This window comes from Janthinobacterium sp. HH102 (assembly GCF_001758625.2).
Classification (GTDB): Bacteria; Pseudomonadota; Gammaproteobacteria; order Burkholderiales; family Burkholderiaceae_D; genus Janthinobacterium.
Genome location: NZ_CP062062.1, coordinates 6259326 through 6279554, shown reverse-complemented (window position 1 = coordinate 6279554; position 20229 = coordinate 6259326). Strand labels below are relative to the sequence as shown.

Annotated in this window: 8 protein-coding genes, 4 tRNA genes and 6 rRNA genes; 16 read left to right on the top strand and 2 right to left on the bottom strand. The window is 54.9% G+C overall.

Annotated elements, in window-relative coordinates:
* Positions 1 to 3: 3 nt before the first annotated feature.
* The 15 genes from JAB4_RS28560 (at position 4) to rrf (JAB4_RS28490) (ending at position 17069) form a co-directional block, all read left to right on the top strand.
* A complete protein-coding gene (locus tag JAB4_RS28560; protein ID WP_070224745.1) occupies positions 4 to 732 on the top strand; it encodes a DUF2135 domain-containing protein in 729 nt (242 codons plus the stop codon).
* Between the two features lie 396 nt (positions 733 to 1128).
* Positions 1129 to 2659 (top strand): 16S ribosomal RNA (locus JAB4_RS28555).
* An 81-nt stretch (positions 2660 to 2740) separates the two neighbouring features.
* Positions 2741 to 2817: transfer RNA gene (locus JAB4_RS28550), tRNA-Ile, on the top strand.
* Positions 2818 to 2842: 25 nt separating this feature from the next.
* Positions 2843 to 2918, top strand: a tRNA-Ala gene (locus JAB4_RS28545).
* Between the two features lie 243 nt (positions 2919 to 3161).
* Positions 3162 to 6035, top strand: a 23S ribosomal RNA gene (locus tag JAB4_RS28540).
* Positions 6036 to 6174: 139 nt separating this feature from the next.
* Positions 6175 to 6287, top strand: a 5S ribosomal RNA gene (gene rrf, locus JAB4_RS28535).
* Together the 16S, 23S and 5S rRNA genes with 2 tRNA genes alongside form the textbook arrangement of a ribosomal RNA operon.
* A gap of 338 nt (positions 6288 to 6625) precedes the next feature.
* A complete protein-coding gene (locus JAB4_RS28530; RefSeq protein WP_083287493.1) occupies positions 6626 to 7315 on the top strand; it encodes a hypothetical protein in 690 nt (229 codons plus the stop codon).
* A gap of 62 nt (positions 7316 to 7377) precedes the next feature.
* Positions 7378 to 8856 (top strand): DUF2868 domain-containing protein, encoded by a 1479-nt coding sequence (locus JAB4_RS28525; RefSeq protein WP_070223772.1) that lies wholly within the window; start codon positions 7378 to 7380, stop codon positions 8854 to 8856.
* A complete protein-coding gene (locus tag JAB4_RS28520; protein ID WP_070223770.1) occupies positions 8853 to 10343 on the top strand; it encodes a DUF3482 domain-containing protein in 1491 nt (496 codons plus the stop codon). The genes JAB4_RS28525 and JAB4_RS28520 overlap by 4 nt, the downstream gene beginning before the upstream one ends.
* 40 nt (positions 10344 to 10383) lie before the next feature.
* Positions 10384 to 11463, top strand: a complete 1080-nt coding sequence (locus JAB4_RS28515; RefSeq protein ID WP_070223768.1) for a tartrate dehydrogenase — start codon at positions 10384 to 10386, stop codon at positions 11461 to 11463.
* Positions 11464 to 11896: 433 nt separating this feature from the next.
* A 16S ribosomal RNA gene (locus JAB4_RS28510) occupies positions 11897 to 13427 on the top strand.
* A 98-nt stretch (positions 13428 to 13525) separates the two neighbouring features.
* Positions 13526 to 13602 (top strand) — tRNA-Ile (locus JAB4_RS28505).
* 27 nt (positions 13603 to 13629) lie between these two features.
* Positions 13630 to 13705 (top strand) — tRNA-Ala (locus tag JAB4_RS28500).
* 237 nt (positions 13706 to 13942) lie between these two features.
* Positions 13943 to 16816: ribosomal RNA gene (locus JAB4_RS28495) — 23S ribosomal RNA — on the top strand.
* A 140-nt stretch (positions 16817 to 16956) separates the two neighbouring features.
* Positions 16957 to 17069 (top strand): 5S ribosomal RNA (gene rrf / locus JAB4_RS28490).
* 247 nt (positions 17070 to 17316) lie between these two features.
* On the opposite strand, the gene JAB4_RS28485 is transcribed toward rrf (JAB4_RS28490), so the two are convergent.
* On the bottom strand, positions 17317 to 17889 hold the full coding sequence (locus JAB4_RS28485; protein ID WP_227742064.1) for an acyloxyacyl hydrolase: 573 nt from the start codon (positions 17887 to 17889) through the stop codon (positions 17317 to 17319).
* 106 nt (positions 17890 to 17995) lie between these two features.
* Between JAB4_RS28485 and JAB4_RS28480 the strand changes: the two genes are divergently transcribed.
* On the top strand, positions 17996 to 18880 hold the full coding sequence (locus JAB4_RS28480) for an NAD(P)-dependent oxidoreductase (RefSeq protein WP_265334732.1): 885 nt from the start codon (positions 17996 to 17998) through the stop codon (positions 18878 to 18880).
* 1 nt (position 18881) lies between these two features.
* Here the strand turns inward: JAB4_RS28480 and JAB4_RS28475 are convergent, their stop codons facing one another.
* Complete coding sequence (locus JAB4_RS28475; protein ID WP_070220722.1) at positions 18882 to 20075, bottom strand: M20 aminoacylase family protein; 1194 nt, start codon at positions 20073 to 20075, stop codon at positions 18882 to 18884.
* Positions 20076 to 20229: the final 154 nt, after the last annotated feature.

The window sequence follows — 20229 nt, the reverse complement described above, 5'->3', positions numbered from 1 at the left end:
CTAATGCTGTTGCCACTCTGGGCCCAGGCCCAGGTCACCATCGATGCACCGAAGGGCGGCTGGCGCAATTCGGCTGGCGCGCAGGAGGAATACACGCAAGCGGTCAATTATCCCGCCGCGTCGGCCAACCTGCAGCCGGGCCAGGCCGAGACGGCGCAGATACGGGGGCGTATCGCGGGCGCCGTCAAGGGCAAGCCCGCCACTTTGGTGGTCAATGGCGTGGCGATGCCGATGGAGGTGGGGGAGGATGGCAGCTACGGTCGCCCCTATGGTTTCGGCAGCGGCTCGAACAGCGTGGAAGTGCGCTCGCCCGATGGCAGAAGCCGCGCGCGGACCCAGTTTGTCGACAGCTACCAGGGCAAGACGCAAGCGCGCTTGCGTATCGTGCTGTCGTGGGACAGCGCCGGCACCGATCTTGATCTGCATGTGGTCACGCCGGACGGCGGCCACGCCTGGTACGGCAACCGCGTCCTGAAAGATGGCGGCGCGCTGGATGTGGACGTGACGACCGGCTATGGCCCTGAAATCTTTTCCAGCGCGGCACCCCTGAAGGGCAATTATCACGCGTATGTCAATTACTACGGTAGCGGCGAGAACACCGCCATGCTGACCGTCGCCCGCCTGTCGATCATCACCAATGAAGGCACGCCGCGGGAAAAGCTGCAGAGCTTCCAGGTGCCGATGCGGGCCGCCGGCGAGCTGACCTTGGTGAAATCGTTCGTCTTGCCATAAATGGCTCTTGCGGACACGCTGTCGCTTGGCTATAATTCGCCCCCTCGCTGAACGACGCATGCAAATGCCGAGTAAAGCAGGGTAAAAAAGAAGGTTGACGAATTAGCCGAAACGCTTCATACTCTTCCTTCTTCGCAGCTGACAAACACAACGCTTTGTCAATAGCGCGAAAGTAGCACCGAATACAGTTCTTTAACAATTAACAGTCGATAAGTGTGGGCATTTGATGTAAGTGCAGCAGTGATCTTCGGATCGCTGTAAAACTTAAAATATCAAATGTTCACGAAGAAATAAATGAAATAGGACGCTTCGCAAGAAGTGGCCTGTCAGTTGTTTTTGAAGTGAGCGACCCGTCAGCAATGACGGTGCCGGTAAAACGGCAAAGTAACAGAGATTAAACTGAAGAGTTTGATCCTGGCTCAGATTGAACGCTGGCGGCATGCCTTACACATGCAAGTCGAACGGCAGCACGGAGCTTGCTCTGGTGGCGAGTGGCGAACGGGTGAGTAATATATCGGAACGTACCCTGGAGTGGGGGATAACGTAGCGAAAGTTACGCTAATACCGCATACGATCTACGGATGAAAGTGGGGGATCGCAAGACCTCATGCTCGTGGAGCGGCCGATATCTGATTAGCTAGTTGGTAGGGTAAAAGCCTACCAAGGCATCGATCAGTAGCTGGTCTGAGAGGACGACCAGCCACACTGGAACTGAGACACGGTCCAGACTCCTACGGGAGGCAGCAGTGGGGAATTTTGGACAATGGGCGAAAGCCTGATCCAGCAATGCCGCGTGAGTGAAGAAGGCCTTCGGGTTGTAAAGCTCTTTTGTCAGGGAAGAAACGGTGAGAGCTAATATCTCTTGCTAATGACGGTACCTGAAGAATAAGCACCGGCTAACTACGTGCCAGCAGCCGCGGTAATACGTAGGGTGCAAGCGTTAATCGGAATTACTGGGCGTAAAGCGTGCGCAGGCGGTTTTGTAAGTCTGATGTGAAATCCCCGGGCTCAACCTGGGAATTGCATTGGAGACTGCAAGGCTAGAATCTGGCAGAGGGGGGTAGAATTCCACGTGTAGCAGTGAAATGCGTAGATATGTGGAGGAACACCGATGGCGAAGGCAGCCCCCTGGGTCAAGATTGACGCTCATGCACGAAAGCGTGGGGAGCAAACAGGATTAGATACCCTGGTAGTCCACGCCCTAAACGATGTCTACTAGTTGTCGGGTCTTAATTGACTTGGTAACGCAGCTAACGCGTGAAGTAGACCGCCTGGGGAGTACGGTCGCAAGATTAAAACTCAAAGGAATTGACGGGGACCCGCACAAGCGGTGGATGATGTGGATTAATTCGATGCAACGCGAAAAACCTTACCTACCCTTGACATGGCTGGAATCCCCGAGAGATCGGGGAGTGCTCGAAAGAGAACCAGTACACAGGTGCTGCATGGCTGTCGTCAGCTCGTGTCGTGAGATGTTGGGTTAAGTCCCGCAACGAGCGCAACCCTTGTCATTAGTTGCTACGAAAGGGCACTCTAATGAGACTGCCGGTGACAAACCGGAGGAAGGTGGGGATGACGTCAAGTCCTCATGGCCCTTATGGGTAGGGCTTCACACGTCATACAATGGTACATACAGAGCGCCGCCAACCCGCGAGGGGGAGCTAATCGCAGAAAGTGTATCGTAGTCCGGATTGTAGTCTGCAACTCGACTGCATGAAGTTGGAATCGCTAGTAATCGCGGATCAGCATGTCGCGGTGAATACGTTCCCGGGTCTTGTACACACCGCCCGTCACACCATGGGAGCGGGTTTTACCAGAAGTAGGTAGCTTAACCGCAAGGAGGGCGCTTACCACGGTAGGATTCGTGACTGGGGTGAAGTCGTAACAAGGTAGCCGTATCGGAAGGTGCGGCTGGATCACCTCCTTTCTAGAGTTTGCACGAATCATGTAAATGATTCACGCATCAAATGTTCACACTTATCGGCTGTTAATATAAAGAACAGCATTTGGGGCTGTAGCTCAGCTGGTTAGAGCACCGTGTTGATAACGCGGGGGTCGTTGGTTCGAGTCCAACCAGCCCTACCAGTTTCTGTAGTCTGGAAATACCCTAGGGGGATTAGCTCAGCTGGGAGAGCACCTGCTTTGCAAGCAGGGGGTCGTCGGTTCGATCCCGTCATCCTCCACCAAAAGTTCAAACGTAAATCAGTGCTGATAAATGCACCGGGATTTAGGTTTGGTCTTTTCGAGATCAAGTGCTGTATGTTCTTTAACAATCTGGAAGAAGTAAAGATTATTTATTGATCGGTTTGCCGTAACAAGCGAATCGATGGGTAATGATTGTATGTATCAACAAACAAGCAACAACGTTGTACTTTCTTATCCCTGTAGCGCTCTTTGAGGACTTCGGTCTTCAGAGGCTAACGTTATAGGGACAAGCGAATAAGTGCACATGGTGGATGCCTTGGCAATTACAGGCGATGAAGGACGTAGTAGCTTGCGATAAGCTGCGGGGAGTGAGCAAACACACTTTGATCCGCAGATTTCCGAATGGGGCAACCCACCCTTTTAGGGTATTGCATACTGAATACATAGGTATGCAAGGCGAACGCGGCGAACTGAAACATCTAAGTAGCTGCAGGAAAAGAAATCAACCGAGATTCCCAAAGTAGCGGCGAGCGAAATGGGAGGAGCCTGTACGTGATAGTCGGACCGATAACAGAATCCTCTGGAAATAGGAGCCATAGCGGGTGATAGCCCCGTATGTGAAATCGGACCGGTGGTACTAAGCGTACGACAAGTAGGGCGGGACACGTGACATCCTGTCTGAATATGGGGGGACCATCCTCCAAGGCTAAATACTCGTAATCGACCGATAGTGAACCAGTACCGTGAGGGAAAGGCGAAAAGAACCCCGGAAGGGGAGTGAAATAGATCCTGAAACCGTGTGCATACAAACAGTAGGAGCGGACTTGTTCCGTGACTGCGTACCTTTTGTATAATGGGTCAGCGACTTACATTCAGTGGCAAGGTTAACCGCATAGGGAAGCCGTAGAGAAATCGAGTCCGAATAGGGCGATCAGTCGCTGGGTGTAGACCCGAAACCAAGTGATCTACTCATGGCCAGGATGAAGGTGCGGTAACACGCCCTGGAGGTCCGAACCCACTAATGTTGAAAAATTAGGGGATGAGCTGTGGGTAGGGGTGAAAGGCTAAACAAACTTGGAAATAGCTGGTTCTCTCCGAAAACTATTTAGGTAGTGCCTCAAGTATCACCATCGGGGGTAGAGCACTGTTATGGCTAGGGGGTCATTGCGACTTACCAAACCATTGCAAACTCCGAATACCGATGAGTGCGAGCTTGGGAGACAGACGTCGGGTGCTAACGTCCGGCGTCAAGAGGGAAACAACCCAGACCGCCAGCTAAGGTCCCAAAGATTGGCTAAGTGGAAAACGAAGTGGGAAGGCTAAAACAGTCAGGATGTTGGCTTAGAAGCAGCCATCATTTAAAGAAAGCGTAATAGCTCACTGATCGAGTCGTCCTGCGCGGAAGATGTAACGGGGCTAAGCCAGTCACCGAAGCTGCGGATATGCGTAAGCATATGGTAGGAGAGCGTTCTGTAAGCCTGCGAAGGTGTCTTGTAAAGGATGCTGGAGGTATCAGAAGTGCGAATGCTGACATGAGTAGCGATAATGGGGGTGAAAAGCCTCCACGCCGTAAGCCCAAGGTTTCCTGTTCAACGTTCATCGGAGCAGGGTGAGTCGGCCCCTAAGGCGAGGCAGAGATGCGTAGCTGATGGGAAGCAGGTTAATATTCCTGCACCGTCGTATGATGCGATGGGGGGACGGATCGCGGAAGGTTGTCTGACTGTTGGAATAGTCAGTTTCTGTCTCATAGAAGGCGCTTAGGCAAATCCGGGCGCAGGATTCAAGGGGATGGGACGAGTGAATTTATTCACGAAGCAATCGGAAGTGGTTCCAAGAAAAGCCTCTAAGCTTCAGTCATACGAGACCGTACCGCAAACCGACACAGGTGGGCGAGATGAGTATTCTAAGGCGCTTGAGAGAACTCGGGAGAAGGAACTCGGCAAATTGGTACCGTAACTTCGGGAAAAGGTACGCCCCGGTAGCTTGATTGGTTTACTCCATGAGGGTGAAAGGGTTGCAATAAACTGGTGGCTGCGACTGTTTAATAAAAACACAGCACTCTGCAAACACGAAAGTGGACGTATAGGGTGTGACGCCTGCCCGGTGCTGGAAGATTAAATGATGGGGTGCAAGCTCTTGATTGAAGTCCCAGTAAACGGCGGCCGTAACTATAACGGTCCTAAGGTAGCGAAATTCCTTGTCGGGTAAGTTCCGACCTGCACGAATGGCGTAACGATGGCCACACTGTCTCCTCCCGAGACTCAGCGAAGTTGAAATGTTTGTGATGATGCAATCTACCCGCGGCTAGACGGAAAGACCCCATGAACCTTTACTGTAGCTTTGCATTGGACTTTGAACCAATCTGTGTAGGATAGGTGGGAGGCTTTGAAGCGGGGACGCTAGTTCTCGTGGAGCCAACCTTGAAATACCACCCTGGTTTGTTTGAGGTTCTAACCTTGGTCCGTTATCCGGATCGGGGACAGTGCATGGTAGGCAGTTTGACTGGGGCGGTCTCCTCCTAAAGTGTAACGGAGGAGTTCGAAGGTACGCTAGATACGGTCGGACATCGTGTTGATAGTGCAATGGCATAAGCGTGCTTAACTGCGAGACTGACAAGTCGAGCAGGTACGAAAGTAGGACATAGTGATCCGGTGGTTCTGTATGGAAGGGCCATCGCTCAACGGATAAAAGGTACTCTGGGGATAACAGGCTGATTCCTCCCAAGAGTTCATATCGACGGGGGAGTTTGGCACCTCGATGTCGGCTCATCACATCCTGGGGCTGTAGCCGGTCCCAAGGGTATGGCTGTTCGCCATTTAAAGTGGTACGTGAGCTGGGTTTAAAACGTCGTGAGACAGTTTGGTCCCTATCTGCCGTGGGCGTTGGAAATTTGAAGGGGGCTGCTCCTAGTACGAGAGGACCGGAGTGGACGAACCTCTGGTGTACCGGTTGTCACGCCAGTGGCATTGCCGGGTAGCTAAGTTCGGAAGAGATAACCGCTGAAAGCATCTAAGCGGGAAACTTGCCTTGAGATGAGATTTCCCAGAGCCTTGAGCTCTTTGAAGGGTCGTTCGAGACCAGGACGTTGATAGGCTGGGTGTGGAAGTGCAGTAATGCATTAAGCTAACCAGTACTAATTGCCCGTACGGCTTGTCCCTATAACCTTAGCAGGTACAGAGGATAAGACGGTACAACGTTGCGTGTGTGTTGATACACCAATTCATTACCCCGATCTTTGCTTCTTCCAGATTCATGGCCTTGTCGTCCTACAGGAGACAAGCGTCAGTACAAGTTATGCCTGATGACCATAGCAAGTTGGTCCCACCCCTTCCCATCCCGAACAGGACCGTGAAACAACTTTGCGCCGATGATAGTGCTGCAACCAGTGTGAAAGTAGGTTATCGTCAGGCTTGTTATTTGAAGCAACAGCCTTTGGCTGTGGTTTCTTGAGAAAAACCCGATCAGCAATGGTCGGGTTTTTTTTCGTCTGGCGGTTTTGCGGGGTGCTGCGGGTGGTTGTCGGCTTACGCTGCGCTAAGCCGACCTACGCCGACCTGCGCCGATCCACCGACCGACGGTCAGTGTGAGGGGGGCTGACCCCGGCTGTTCAGCAGGCGAAAAAAAAAGCAGCGCTGTGCGCTGCCTTTGTCATTTATCACCACATGTTGTGCACGACGGGCACCGTCATGTTCTCTTCATATTGACACTGTACGATGATGTCCATTCTCATCAAGTAACGTGTGCACCCATGCTGTCCAAGCTTAAACTCGTCAAAACTTCCAAAGGCATCGATAGCATCCTGATGCTGTCGGCCATGCTGATACTCTGGATCGGCAATTACAGCAACCTCGACCTCATGATTGCCGACAGTATGTTCGACGGTGCGCGTGGGCAATTTGTCGGCGCTGACAGCGTGTGGGCGCGCAGTTTTCAGATCGGTATGATCTTGCTTGGCGCCGTCATGATCGCGCTGGCCGTGTGGGACACCTTGCGTCCGTTGGCCTGGCTTGCTTCGCGTCGCAGCGCCTTGCGCGTGGTGGCGCTGTCGGCTATCTTCGTGCCGCTAAGCATCTATTTGCTCTCTTCCTTCAGCGACGTGCCCTGTCCCACGGATTTGTTGCGTTATGGTGGACTGGAGCCGTACACGCGCCTGTTGGAAACATTGCCAGCCAGCGCATCTGCCATGGCATGCCTGCCTGCTACCCAGGCGAACACTGCCTGGTGGATGCTGGCCTTGCCATTGTTCTGTCTGCCCGGGCGACCACGCACGGCGCTGCTGCTCGCTTGCGTCATGCTGCTGTGCGGTTTGGCGGCAAGCTGGCAGCAACAGTTGCAAGGTACGCAATTCTTTACACACACCTTGTGGTCTGCCTGGATTGCTGCTTTCCTGATCTATCTGCTGCATCATTTGTTCCGGGCCGAGGACGCGTTGGCCTGAAACACGAAAGTACGTCACAATCTGCCTGTCGAGTTGTCGTTTCATACAAAAACAGGAGCACCATGAACGAGCAGATTGCGAGAGAAGTGGTATTGGTCCGTGCTATCGAGACGGCCGACCAGAAAAAAGAAGTCCTCAGCGAGGATGACCGCATGTATGCCAGCCGCAGTGCGCGTGAGCTTGCGCAGTGGCAAGCTTCGGGCAAGCAGGCCGAAGTCACGGGTGACGATTTCCTGCAGCAGCGTTCCGAGCTGATCCTCAAGCGCATCACCGAGCGCACTCCCGCCTTCGCTGCTTTCGCGAAGCGTCGCAACGGCATGAAGACCATGGCGCTGGCCTTGCCCCTGCTGGCTTTGCTGCTGGGCGCCGGACTGGACCGTATAACGGACCCCCATCGCGTCGACTTGCTGTCGGCGCCCTTGCTGCTGATCATCGCCTGGAATGTGCTGGTCTACCTGGGCTTGCTGATCTGGCTATGCATCCCTTCGCACTCGCTCGGCTGGCCGAAAGCGGGGCTGGTGCGCCACCTGAGCGTAGGGCGCCTTGCCTTGCCGCGCAAACTGCCGCACGCCTTGTCTTCGGGCTTGCTCAGTTTCATGGGCGAGTGGGCGCATTTGAGCGCCAAGCTGACGGCCGCGCGCCTGGGCCGTACCATCCACTTGAGCGCTGCCATGTTTGCCATTGGCGCCGTCGCCTCGTTGTATGCGCGCGGTTTTCTGTCGCAATACGCGGCCGGCTGGGAAAGCACGTTTCTGAATGCCGGCCAGGTGCACAGCCTGCTGTCGACCCTGTTTGCGCCGGCCATTGCCCTGTTTCACTTACAAGGTTTTTCGCTGGCGGAAATCGAAGCGCTGCGCTTCCCGCAAACGACGACCGTCGAAGGCGGCGCACGCTGGGTGCATTTGTATGCGGCGACGATTTTCCTGCTGGTGGTCGTCCCCCGCCTGATCCTGGCCCTGGTCAATAATTGGCGCGCCGCGCGCCTGGCCAGGCAGTTTCCGCTGGATCTCGATCAGCCGTATTTCCGCAAGCTTAATGAAAGCATCGGTGTGGCCACGGGCGGCATGCTGCGCGTCTTGCCCTACAGCTTTACTGTCGATGAGGCACGCCACAAGGGTCTGGGGCAAATCGCCCTCATGCTGTTTGGCGAGCAGGGGCGCATGATGCTGCGTCCATCAACGTCGTATGGCGAAGAGCCGCAGGACGTCTTGCGCGACACGGACTTGAACGATCCACAAGTCAATATCACGGCCGTGCTGTTCAATCTGACGGCGACGCCGGAAAAGGAAAATCACGGGGCCTTCCTCGATTATCTGGTGCAATCGTCGGCGCGCGGCATCGCTGTCCTGATCGACGAGTCCAGCTACCTGGAGCGCGCGGGCGAGCAGGCGGATAACGGCGCGCGTCTGGCGGAACGGGTCGCCTTGTGGCAGCAGTTCTGCCAGTTCCATAAAGCCACGGCCACCGTGGTCAATTTGCTCAACCCTGCCTTGCACCCGCTTGATGCCGGTGTCGGCTTGAAAGTATCGGCAGCAGCATGAGTGTAAACGTGAATAAAGATGTGCAAGATGACGCGGTGCAGATTCAGTTTGCGCTGATTTCGCACACGAATAATGGCAAGACAACACTCGCGCGTACCCTCGTGGGCGTGGATGTGGGCGAAGTGCGCGACGCTGCCCACGTAACCGTGTTTGCCGAATCGCATACCTTGTTGGCCACGCCACAGGGTGATGCTTTGCAATTGTGGGACACGCCCGGCTTTGGCGACTCCGTGCGTCTGCTCAAGCGCCTGGGCCAGTCAGGCAATCCCATCGGCTGGTTTCTGCGTGAAGTGCTGGACCGTTATCGCGACCGCCCGTTTTGGCTCAGCCAGCAGGCGCTGCGCACGGCCAAGGACTCCGCCGACGTGGTGTTGTACCTGGTGAATTCCTCGGAACATCCGAAGGATGCGGGCTACTTGCCGGCGGAAATGAAAATCCTCGCCTGGCTGGATAAGCCTGTGGTGGTCTTGCTCAATCAGATGGGGCCGCCGCGTCCGGGTAATGAGGAACATGGCGAGCAGGCGCGCTGGCGCGAGCATTTGCAGCAGTATCCAATCGTGCGCGATGTCCTGGCGCTCGATGCCTTTGCCCGCTGCTGGGTGCATGAACGCGTGTTTTACGAAGCTGTGGGTAAATTGTTGCCGCAGTCGCAGCAAGCAGGCTATGCGCGTTTGTTTGCTGCCTGGCAAGAGCAGAATACGGCACGTTTCCGGCAGGCGATGCACTTGCTGGCCACGCAACTGGCGGTGGCCGGGCAGGATCGCGAAGCCATCGAGCCCGCCTCTAAGGGGCTGCTGAAATCGGCCTTGCAGGTCGTTGGCATAGGCAAGAACGCAGAGCAGCAACGCCAGGAAAAGGCCATGGCCAGCCTGGTGGCGCGGCTTAATGCGCACAGCGGTATCACCACGCGTGAGCTTTTGATCTTGCACAAACTCGACCCGACCGACGCGCATAAGATCAATAGCCGGATACGGGAGAACTTCGCCGTGCGCGCGCCGATCGACAAGGCGCAGGCAGGGCTATTGGGCGCGATGATTTCCGGTGCGGCGACGGGGCTGTCGGCCGACCTGATTTCCGGCGGCCTGACCTTGGGCACGGGCGCCCTGCTTGGCGGTGTGGTTGGTGCGTTGACGTTTGCGGGCGCAGCCTGGGGCTTTAATTCCGGAACGGACCGCAACGAGCCCACGATGCAATTTACCGATGCCTTCCTGCGCACCTTGGTGGTGGCGGGCGTGCTGCGTTACCTGGCGGTGGCGCACTTTGGCCGTGGCCGCGGCAACTTTGTCGAAAGCGAGGCGCCGGCCTTCTGGCAGGATGAAGTCGAGCAGGCGGTGGCGCGTCATGAGAGCGCATTGGTCGAGTTATGGAAAGAGGTGCGCCGCGCGAAGTCCAATGAACTGGCTGCCGAATGTGTGCAGCCCATCATCACGGCGATCACTGCCGATGTGCTGGCGCGTCTGTACCCGGACGTGACGCAGCAGATGTAAATACGAGCTTCCATCGTCTATTTCCAACAGGGTTTCCCCCATGAGCATACATAAAATCGCCGTCATCGCCGGTGACGGCATTGGCAATGAAGTCATGCCGGAGGGCTTGCGTGTAATTGAAGCGGCCGCCCGCCGTTTCAATATCGACCTGCAGTTTACGACGATGGCATGGGCCAATTGCGACTATTACCTGGAACACGGGCAAATGATGCCCTCGGACTGGTTCGCGCAGCTCAAGGATTTCGACGCCATCTATTTTGGCGCCGTGGGCTGGCCGGACAAGGTGCCCGATCATATCTCGCTGTGGGGTTCATTACTGAAGTTCCGGCGTGAATTCGACGAATACGTCAACTTGCGTCCCGTGCGGCTGATGCGGGGCGTGCCATGTCCGCTGGCGAATAAAAAGCCGGGCGATATCGACTTTTATGTGGTGCGTGAAAATACGGAAGGAGAATATTCATCCGTGGGCGGACGCATGTTCGAGGGGACCGAGCGCGAAATGGTGCTGCAGGAATCCGTGTTTACGCGCAAAGGCATCGACCGCATCCTGAAGTATGCGTTTGAGCTGGCGCAAAGCCGGCCTAAAAAACACCTGACATCGGCGACCAAGTCGAATGGCATTGCCATCAGCATGCCGTATTGGGATGAACGGGTGGAAGCGATGGGCCCGAGCTTTCCCGAGGTCTGCTGGGATAAATACCATATCGACATCCTGGCGGCTCGCTTTGTATTGAGTCCCGAACGTTTCGACGTGGTGGTCGCTTCGAATCTGTTTGGCGACATATTGTCTGACCTGGGACCTGCGTGCACGGGAACGATTGCCATCGCACCATCGGCCAATATCAATCCGGAGCGTACATTCCCCTCCGTCTTTGAGCCGGTGCACGGTTCCGCGCCCGATATCTATGGCCAGAATATCGCCAACCCGATCGGCATGATCTGGTCGGGCGCCATGATGCTGGACTTCCTCGGTAATGGCGATGCCAATTACACGGCGGCGCATGACGCGATTGTGCACGCCATCGAGCGGGTGCTCGAGCATGGTCCGCGTACGCCGGATATGGGCGGCAGCGCCAGTACGACCGATGTGGGCATGGCGGTTGCCGAATTGCTGAAATAAAGCTTGCCGCCCTTGAGTGGCTTTGCTATAGTTCGCCTCCCCAATGAGACGCAGTGGTTTTAGCGAAACAGAGGGAGCCGGATGCAGTAGCAAACGGCAAAAAAGAAGGTTGACGAATTAGCCGAAACGCTTCATACTCTTCCTTCTTCGCAGCTGACAAACACAACGCTTTGTCGATAGCGCGAAAGCAGTAGCCGAATACAGTTCTTTAACAATTAACAGTCGATAAGTGTGGGCATTTGATGTAAGTGCAGCGTCAATCTTCGGATTGGCGTCTAACTTAAAATATCAAATGTTCACAAGAAATAATGAAATAGGCGCTACGAAAGTAGTGGCCTGTCAGTTTTTTGAGTGAGCAAATCTTTGGCAATGCCAAAGATTTGGATGGTAGTGATACTGTCCGACCTGTCAGAAATGACATTAAACAGAGATTAAACTGAAGAGTTTGATCCTGGCTCAGATTGAACGCTGGCGGCATGCCTTACACATGCAAGTCGAACGGCAGCACGGAGCTTGCTCTGGTGGCGAGTGGCGAACGGGTGAGTAATATATCGGAACGTACCCTGGAGTGGGGGATAACGTAGCGAAAGTTACGCTAATACCGCATACGATCTACGGATGAAAGTGGGGGATCGCAAGACCTCATGCTCGTGGAGCGGCCGATATCTGATTAGCTAGTTGGTAGGGTAAAAGCCTACCAAGGCATCGATCAGTAGCTGGTCTGAGAGGACGACCAGCCACACTGGAACTGAGACACGGTCCAGACTCCTACGGGAGGCAGCAGTGGGGAATTTTGGACAATGGGCGAAAGCCTGATCCAGCAATGCCGCGTGAGTGAAGAAGGCCTTCGGGTTGTAAAGCTCTTTTGTCAGGGAAGAAACGGTGAGAGCTAATATCTCTTGCTAATGACGGTACCTGAAGAATAAGCACCGGCTAACTACGTGCCAGCAGCCGCGGTAATACGTAGGGTGCAAGCGTTAATCGGAATTACTGGGCGTAAAGCGTGCGCAGGCGGTTTTGTAAGTCTGATGTGAAATCCCCGGGCTCAACCTGGGAATTGCATTGGAGACTGCAAGGCTAGAATCTGGCAGAGGGGGGTAGAATTCCACGTGTAGCAGTGAAATGCGTAGATATGTGGAGGAACACCGATGGCGAAGGCAGCCCCCTGGGTCAAGATTGACGCTCATGCACGAAAGCGTGGGGAGCAAACAGGATTAGATACCCTGGTAGTCCACGCCCTAAACGATGTCTACTAGTTGTCGGGTCTTAATTGACTTGGTAACGCAGCTAACGCGTGAAGTAGACCGCCTGGGGAGTACGGTCGCAAGATTAAAACTCAAAGGAATTGACGGGGACCCGCACAAGCGGTGGATGATGTGGATTAATTCGATGCAACGCGAAAAACCTTACCTACCCTTGACATGGCTGGAATCCCCGAGAGATCGGGGAGTGCTCGAAAGAGAACCAGTACACAGGTGCTGCATGGCTGTCGTCAGCTCGTGTCGTGAGATGTTGGGTTAAGTCCCGCAACGAGCGCAACCCTTGTCATTAGTTGCTACGAAAGGGCACTCTAATGAGACTGCCGGTGACAAACCGGAGGAAGGTGGGGATGACGTCAAGTCCTCATGGCCCTTATGGGTAGGGCTTCACACGTCATACAATGGTACATACAGAGCGCCGCCAACCCGCGAGGGGGAGCTAATCGCAGAAAGTGTATCGTAGTCCGGATTGTAGTCTGCAACTCGACTGCATGAAGTTGGAATCGCTAGTAATCGCGGATCAGCATGTCGCGGTGAATACGTTCCCGGGTCTTGTACACACCGCCCGTCACACCATGGGAGCGGGTTTTACCAGAAGTAGGTAGCTTAACCGCAAGGAGGGCGCTTACCACGGTAGGATTCGTGACTGGGGTGAAGTCGTAACAAGGTAGCCGTATCGGAAGGTGCGGCTGGATCACCTCCTTTCTAGAGTTTGCACGAATCAGTAATGATTCACGCATCAAATGTTCACACTTATCGGCTGTTAAATGAAGAAGAAACAGTAGTCGTAGTAGCACCGCGTTGGGGCTGTAGCTCAGCTGGTTAGAGCACCGTGTTGATAACGCGGGGGTCGTTGGTTCGAGTCCAACCAGCCCTACCAGTAAGACCCGAGTCGTAGAAATATCCTGGGGGATTAGCTCAGCTGGGAGAGCACCTGCTTTGCAAGCAGGGGGTCGTCGGTTCGATCCCGTCATCCTCCACCAAGTACTTTGAAAGTGCAAACGTAAGCCAGTCAGGTTTAGGTTTGATCTTTTAGCGATCAAAGCTGTTTCGTTCTTTAACAATCTGGAAGAAGTAAAGATTATTTATTGATCGGTTTGCCGTAAAACGCAGATCGATGGGTGATGATTGTATGTATCAACAAACAAGCAACAACGTTGTACTTTCTTATCCCTGTAGCGCTCTTTGAGGACTTCGGTCTTCAGAGGCTAACGTTATAGGGACAAGCGAATAAGTGCACATGGTGGATGCCTTGGCGATTACAGGCGATGAAGGACGTAGTAGCTTGCGATAAGCTGCGGGGAGTGAGCAAACACACTTTGATCCGCAGATTTCCGAATGGGGCAACCCACCCTTTTAGGGTATTGCATACTGAATACATAGGTATGCAAGGCGAACGCGGCGAACTGAAACATCTAAGTAGCTGCAGGAAAAGAAATCAACCGAGATTCCCAAAGTAGCGGCGAGCGAAATGGGAAGAGCCTGTACGTGATAGTCGGACCGATAACAGAATCCTCTGGAAATAGGAGCCATAGCGGGTGATAGCCCCGTATGTGAAATCGGACCGGTGGTACTAAGCGTACGACAAGTAGGGCGGGACACGTGACATCCTGTCTGAATATGGGGGGACCATCCTCCAAGGCTAAATACTCGTAATCGACCGATAGTGAACCAGTACCGTGAGGGAAAGGCGAAAAGAACCCCGGAAGGGGAGTGAAATAGATCCTGAAACCGTGTGCATACAAACAGTAGGAGCGGACTTGTTCCGTGACTGCGTACCTTTTGTATAATGGGTCAGCGACTTACATTCAGTGGCAAGGTTAACCGAATAGGGAAGCCGTAGAGAAATCGAGTCCGAATAGGGCGATCAGTCGCTGGGTGTAGACCCGAAACCAAGTGATCTACTCATGGCCAGGATGAAGGTGCGGTAACACGCCCTGGAGGTCCGAACCCACTAATGTTGAAAAATTAGGGGATGAGCTGTGGGTAGGGGTGAAAGGCTAAACAAACTTGGAAATAGCTGGTTCTCTCCGAAAACTATTTAGGTAGTGCCTCAAGTATCACCATCGGGGGTAGAGCACTGTTATGGCTAGGGGGTCATTGCGACTTACCAAACCATTGCAAACTCCGAATACCGATGAGTGCGAGCTTGGGAGACAGACGTCGGGTGCTAACGTCCGGCGTCAAGAGGGAAACAACCCAGACCGCCAGCTAAGGTCCCAAAGATTGGCTAAGTGGAAAACGAAGTGGGAAGGCTAAAACAGTCAGGATGTTGGCTTAGAAGCAGCCATCATTTAAAGAAAGCGTAATAGCTCACTGATCGAGTCGTCCTGCGCGGAAGATGTAACGGGGCTAAGCCAGTCACCGAAGCTGCGGATATGCGTAAGCATATGGTAGGAGAGCGTTCTGTAAGCCTGCGAAGGTGTCTTGTAAAGGATGCTGGAGGTATCAGAAGTGCGAATGCTGACATGAGTAGCGATAATGGGGGTGAAAAGCCTCCACGCCGTAAGCCCAAGGTTTCCTGTTCAACGTTCATCGGAGCAGGGTGAGTCGGCCCCTAAGGCGAGGCAGAGATGCGTAGCTGATGGGAAGCAGGTTAATATTCCTGCACCGTCGTATGATGCGATGGGGGGACGGATCGCGGAAGGTTGTCTGACTGTTGGAATAGTCAGTTTCTGTCTCATAGAAGGCGCTTAGGCAAATCCGGGCGCGGAATTCAAGGGGATGGGACGAGTGAACTTGTTCATGAAGCAATCGGAAGTGGTTCCAAGAAAAGCCTCTAAGCTTCAGTCATACGAGACCGTACCGCAAACCGACACAGGTGGGCGAGATGAGTATTCTAAGGCGCTTGAGAGAACTCGGGAGAAGGAACTCGGCAAATTGGTACCGTAACTTCGGGAAAAGGTACGCCCCGGTAGCTTGATTGGTTTACTCCATGAGGGTGAAAGGGTTGCAATAAACTGGTGGCTGCGACTGTTTAATAAAAACACAGCACTCTGCAAACACGAAAGTGGACGTATAGGGTGTGACGCCTGCCCGGTGCTGGAAGATTAAATGATGGGGTGCAAGCTCTTGATTGAAGTCCCAGTAAACGGCGGCCGTAACTATAACGGTCCTAAGGTAGCGAAATTCCTTGTCGGGTAAGTTCCGACCTGCACGAATGGCGTAACGATGGCCACACTGTCTCCTCCCGAGACTCAGCGAAGTTGAAATGTTTGTGATGATGCAATCTACCCGCGGCTAGACGGAAAGACCCCATGAACCTTTACTGTAGCTTTGCATTGGACTTTGAACCAATCTGTGTAGGATAGGTGGGAGGCTTTGAAGCGGGGACGCTAGTTCTCGTGGAGCCAACCTTGAAATACCACCCTGGTTTGTTTGAGGTTCTAACCTTGGTCCGTTATCCGGATCGGGGACAGTGCATGGTAGGCAGTTTGACTGGGGCGGTCTCCTCCTAAAGTGTAACGGAGGAGTTCGAAGGTACGCTAGATACGGTCGGACATCGTGTTGATAGTGCAATGGCATAAGCGTGCTTAACTGCGAGACTGACAAGTCGAGCAGGTACGAAAGTAGGACATAGTGATCCGGTGGTTCTGTATGGAAGGGCCATCGCTCAACGGATAAAAGGTACTCTGGGGATAACAGGCTGATTCCTCCCAAGAGTTCATATCGACGGGGGAGTTTGGCACCTCGATGTCGGCTCATCACATCCTGGGGCTGTAGCCGGTCCCAAGGGTATGGCTGTTCGCCATTTAAAGTGGTACGTGAGCTGGGTTTAAAACGTCGTGAGACAGTTTGGTCCCTATCTGCCGTGGGCGTTGGAAATTTGAAGGGGGCTGCTCCTAGTACGAGAGGACCGGAGTGGACGAACCTCTGGTGTACCGGTTGTCACGCCAGTGGCATTGCCGGGTAGCTAAGTTCGGAAGAGATAACCGCTGAAAGCATCTAAGCGGGAAACTTGCCTTGAGATGAGATTTCCCAGAGCCTTGAGCTCTTTGAAGGGTCGTTCGAGACCAGGACGTTGATAGGCTGGGTGTGGAAGTGCAGTAATGCATTAAGCTAACCAGTACTAATTGCCCGTACGGCTTGTCCCTATAACCTTAGCAGGTACAGAGGATAAGACGGTACAACGTTGCGTGTGTGTTGATACACCAATTCATTACCCCCAATCTTTGCTTCTTCCAGATTCATGGCCTTGTCGTCCTACAGGAGACAAGCGTCAGTACAAGTTATGCCTGATGACCATAGCAAGTTGGTCCCACCCCTTCCCATCCCGAACAGGACCGTGAAACAACTTTGCGCCGATGATAGTGCTGCAACCAGTGTGAAAGTAGGTTATCGTCAGGCTTGTTATACGCAGTAAGAGAAAAACCCGTCAAGCAATTGGCGGGTTTTTTTTCGTCTGTGCTTTTGTGTCGGTGGCTGTCGGCTTACGCGCGCGGCGCTAAGCCGACCTACGCCGACCCCCATGGCGACAGCACAAGCTCATGAGTTTGCGGCATGGAGGGTCTGACCCCGGCTGTTCATCAGCTGCCAATGCAACAGACGAAAAAAAGGCAGCGCTGCGCGCTGCCTTTGTCATTTATCAAACCAATTAAAAGTGATAAGCGACTTTGACGTTCATGTAATTGACGCCGCTGTTCGGTTTCTTGTAGCCGCCGTTCGAGAAATGCTGGATTTTCGCAGCGACTTCCCATTTGTTATTGAAGACATACCCGATGCCGATATGGTCGCCGAACTGGAAGTGGGTCGACAGGCGGTTATCGTCGTTATCGTACAGCTTGGACAGCATGTGCACGCCAATGCCGCCTTCCGCGTAGAAGCCCAGCTTATTCGTGTTTTCAAAGCGGAAAACAGGGGTAAAGCCCAGATCCCACAGTTTTTGATGCTGGCCAGGGACGTTGCGATAGCTCTTGCCATCCCAGCCGCCGATGCTGGCATCCCAGTAGCCGCTCAGCTGCGTGCCATTCGATACAAACCAGGCCTTATCCCAGTTCGAGGTCACGCCAGCACGCAACATCTGCACTTTGACGCCCTTGGCATATTCGCCGTAGACGGAGTCGATCAGTTTGTCGTCGGCGGCAAAGCCGGCGTTGGCCGCCATCAGCGCGGTAACGGCGGCGATGGATTTGAGGAGATTCTTCTTGAAGAACATAGAGGCTTTCATCGTAAAATTGGCCGTTAGGCTTGTCTTGTTTGTACAGGCACCTTGCTTTGCATGCCGCTCTCGCCACTTGTTGATCTCAGGGGTTCAATTGACATTCTCTACAAAAATCGCATTTCTTGGTATCGGTCTGATGGGGGATCCGATGGTCCGGTGCCTGCTACGCGCTGGATATTCTGTCACAATTTGGAATCGCACGCACAGCAAGGCCGAAGTCCTGCGTGCGGCAGGGGCGCAGCCGGCCGTTTCCGTGGCTGAGGCGGTCAATGGTGCGGACGTGGTCATCTCGATGCTGGAAGCCGGTCCCATCGTGGCGCAGGTGCTGCAAGAAGCGCTGCCGGCCCTGGCAACTGGCGCGATCTGGATCGACATGAGCTCCACCAGACAATCAGAAGCCCAGCAATTCCATACCACTCTGCACGCCGCTGGCCATGGCTTCATCGATGCGCCCGTGTCGGGCGGCGTCGGCGGAGCGCAGGCGGGTACCCTGGCCATCATGGCCGGCGCCAGCACCGGCGATTACGCCCGTGTGGAAACTATCCTGGCGGCGATGGGGCGCCCGACTCTGGTGGGCCCGGCCGGCAGCGGCCAGGTTGCCAAGCTGTGCAATCAGCTGATCGTCGGCGCGACATTGACTATCGTGGCGGAAGCCTTGCTGCTGGCCCAGGCGGCCGGCGCCGATGCGAGCGCCGTACGCGCCGCTATTCGTGGCGGTTTTGCCGAGAGCAAGATTTTGGAGGTGCATGGCCAGCGCATGCTGGAGCGCAACTTTGTTGCCGGTGGCCAGGTGAAGAGCCAGATCAAGGATATGCACAACATCCTCGCGGCGGCCGAGGCGGCCCACGTCACCTTGCCGGTGACGCAACTGGTGACGCAGCGCTATGAAACCCTCGCCACCAGCCACCCGACGGCAGACCATGCGGCGGCCTTGCTGGCCCTGGAAGCGTTGAATCCGGGTCAGCGTTTGGGCACTGGTCCGGATAAGCTGAGCTGAATCAAGCGACGGGCAGGCTCGCTTCGGCCAGCTTGACCCAGAAACTGGCGCCGATCGGCAGCAGATTGTCGTTGAAGTCGTAGCTGCCATTGTGCAAGACGCACGGACCCAGGCCGTGGCCGCCATCGCGGTGCTCGCCATCGCCATTGCCGATGAAGATGTAGCAGCCAGCCTTTTCCTGCAGGAAAAAGGCGAAATCTTCCGCGCCCATGGTCGGTTCGACATTCGCGTTGACCTTGTCCGCGCCCACCACGCTTTTCATCACGTCGACGGCAAACGCCGTTTCCTTCGCATGGTTGACCAGCGGCGGATAGTTGCGCTTGAAGAGGAAATCGACTTCCGCGCCAAAAGCGGCGGCCGTGTGCACGGCGATGTCGCGCATGCGCTCTTCGATCAGGTCCAGCACGGGCGTGGTAAAGGTGCGCACGGTGCCGACCAGGCTGGCGTCATCGGGAATCACGTTGGTGGCACTGCCCGCATGGATTTGCGTGATCGACAGCACGGCCGTGTCGAGCGGACTCTTGTTGCGCGTGATGACGGTTTGCCAGCTCTGGGCGATTTGCACGGCCACCATCACGGGGTCGATGCCTTTGTGAGGCTGGGCCGCATGCGCGCCCTTGCCCTTGACGGTGACGTGGAATTCATTGCTCGACGCCATCATCGGGCCTTCCACCACGCTCAGGGTGCCCGTTTCCGCGCCCGGCCAGTTGTGCATGCCGTAGATGGCATCCATGGGAAAGCGGGTAAACAAGCCGTCTGCTATCATTTCGCGCGCGCCGGCACCGCCTTCTTCCGCCGGCTGGAAGACGAGGTAGACGGTGCCGTCGAAGTTGCGGTGTTGCGCCAGGTAATGGGCGGCACCGAGCAGCATGGCCGTGTGGCCGTCGTGGCCGCAGGCGTGCATCTTGCCCGGGTGGCGCGAGGCATGCTCGAAGGTATTCATTTCTTGCATCGGCAAGGCATCCATGTCGGCGCGCAGGCCGATGGCGCGTGTCGAGGTACCATTTTTGATGATGCCGACCACGCCAGTGCGGCCCAGGCCGCGTACCACGGGAATGCCCCATTCCGTCAGTTTGGCGGCGACCACGTCCGAGGTGCGCTGTTCTTCGTAGCACAGCTCGGGGTGCGCATGCAGGTCGCGGCGGATACCTTGCAGTTCGGATTGAAACGCCAAGATCGGATCAACTAGTTTCATGGGACTCTCCTGTGGATGCTGGCACGCAGCAATGTATGGCGCGCCGGACCGCGCTTGTTTGATCAAAAACAGACGCGGCTAATAATGCATTGTAGCCCTTGTTTGCGGGGTAAATCCAGCGCACGGACCAGCTTGCCCTGACGCCAACAGCAAG

Coding starts and splice junctions, on each gene's coding strand:
- JAB4_RS28560 (WP_070224745.1), top strand. CDS start 4: ATGCTGTTGCCACTCTGGGCCCAGGCCCAGGTCACCATCGATGCACCG.
- JAB4_RS28530 (WP_083287493.1), top strand. CDS start 6,626: ATGCTGTCCAAGCTTAAACTCGTCAAAACTTCCAAAGGCATCGATAGC.
- JAB4_RS28525 (WP_070223772.1), top strand. CDS start 7,378: ATGAACGAGCAGATTGCGAGAGAAGTGGTATTGGTCCGTGCTATCGAG.
- JAB4_RS28520 (WP_070223770.1), top strand. CDS start 8,853: ATGAGTGTAAACGTGAATAAAGATGTGCAAGATGACGCGGTGCAGATT.
- JAB4_RS28515 (WP_070223768.1), top strand. CDS start 10,384: ATGAGCATACATAAAATCGCCGTCATCGCCGGTGACGGCATTGGCAAT.
- JAB4_RS28485 (WP_227742064.1), bottom strand. CDS start 17,889: ATGAAAGCCTCTATGTTCTTCAAGAAGAATCTCCTCAAATCCATCGCC.
- JAB4_RS28475 (WP_070220722.1), bottom strand. CDS start 20,075: ATGAAACTAGTTGATCCGATCTTGGCGTTTCAATCCGAACTGCAAGGT.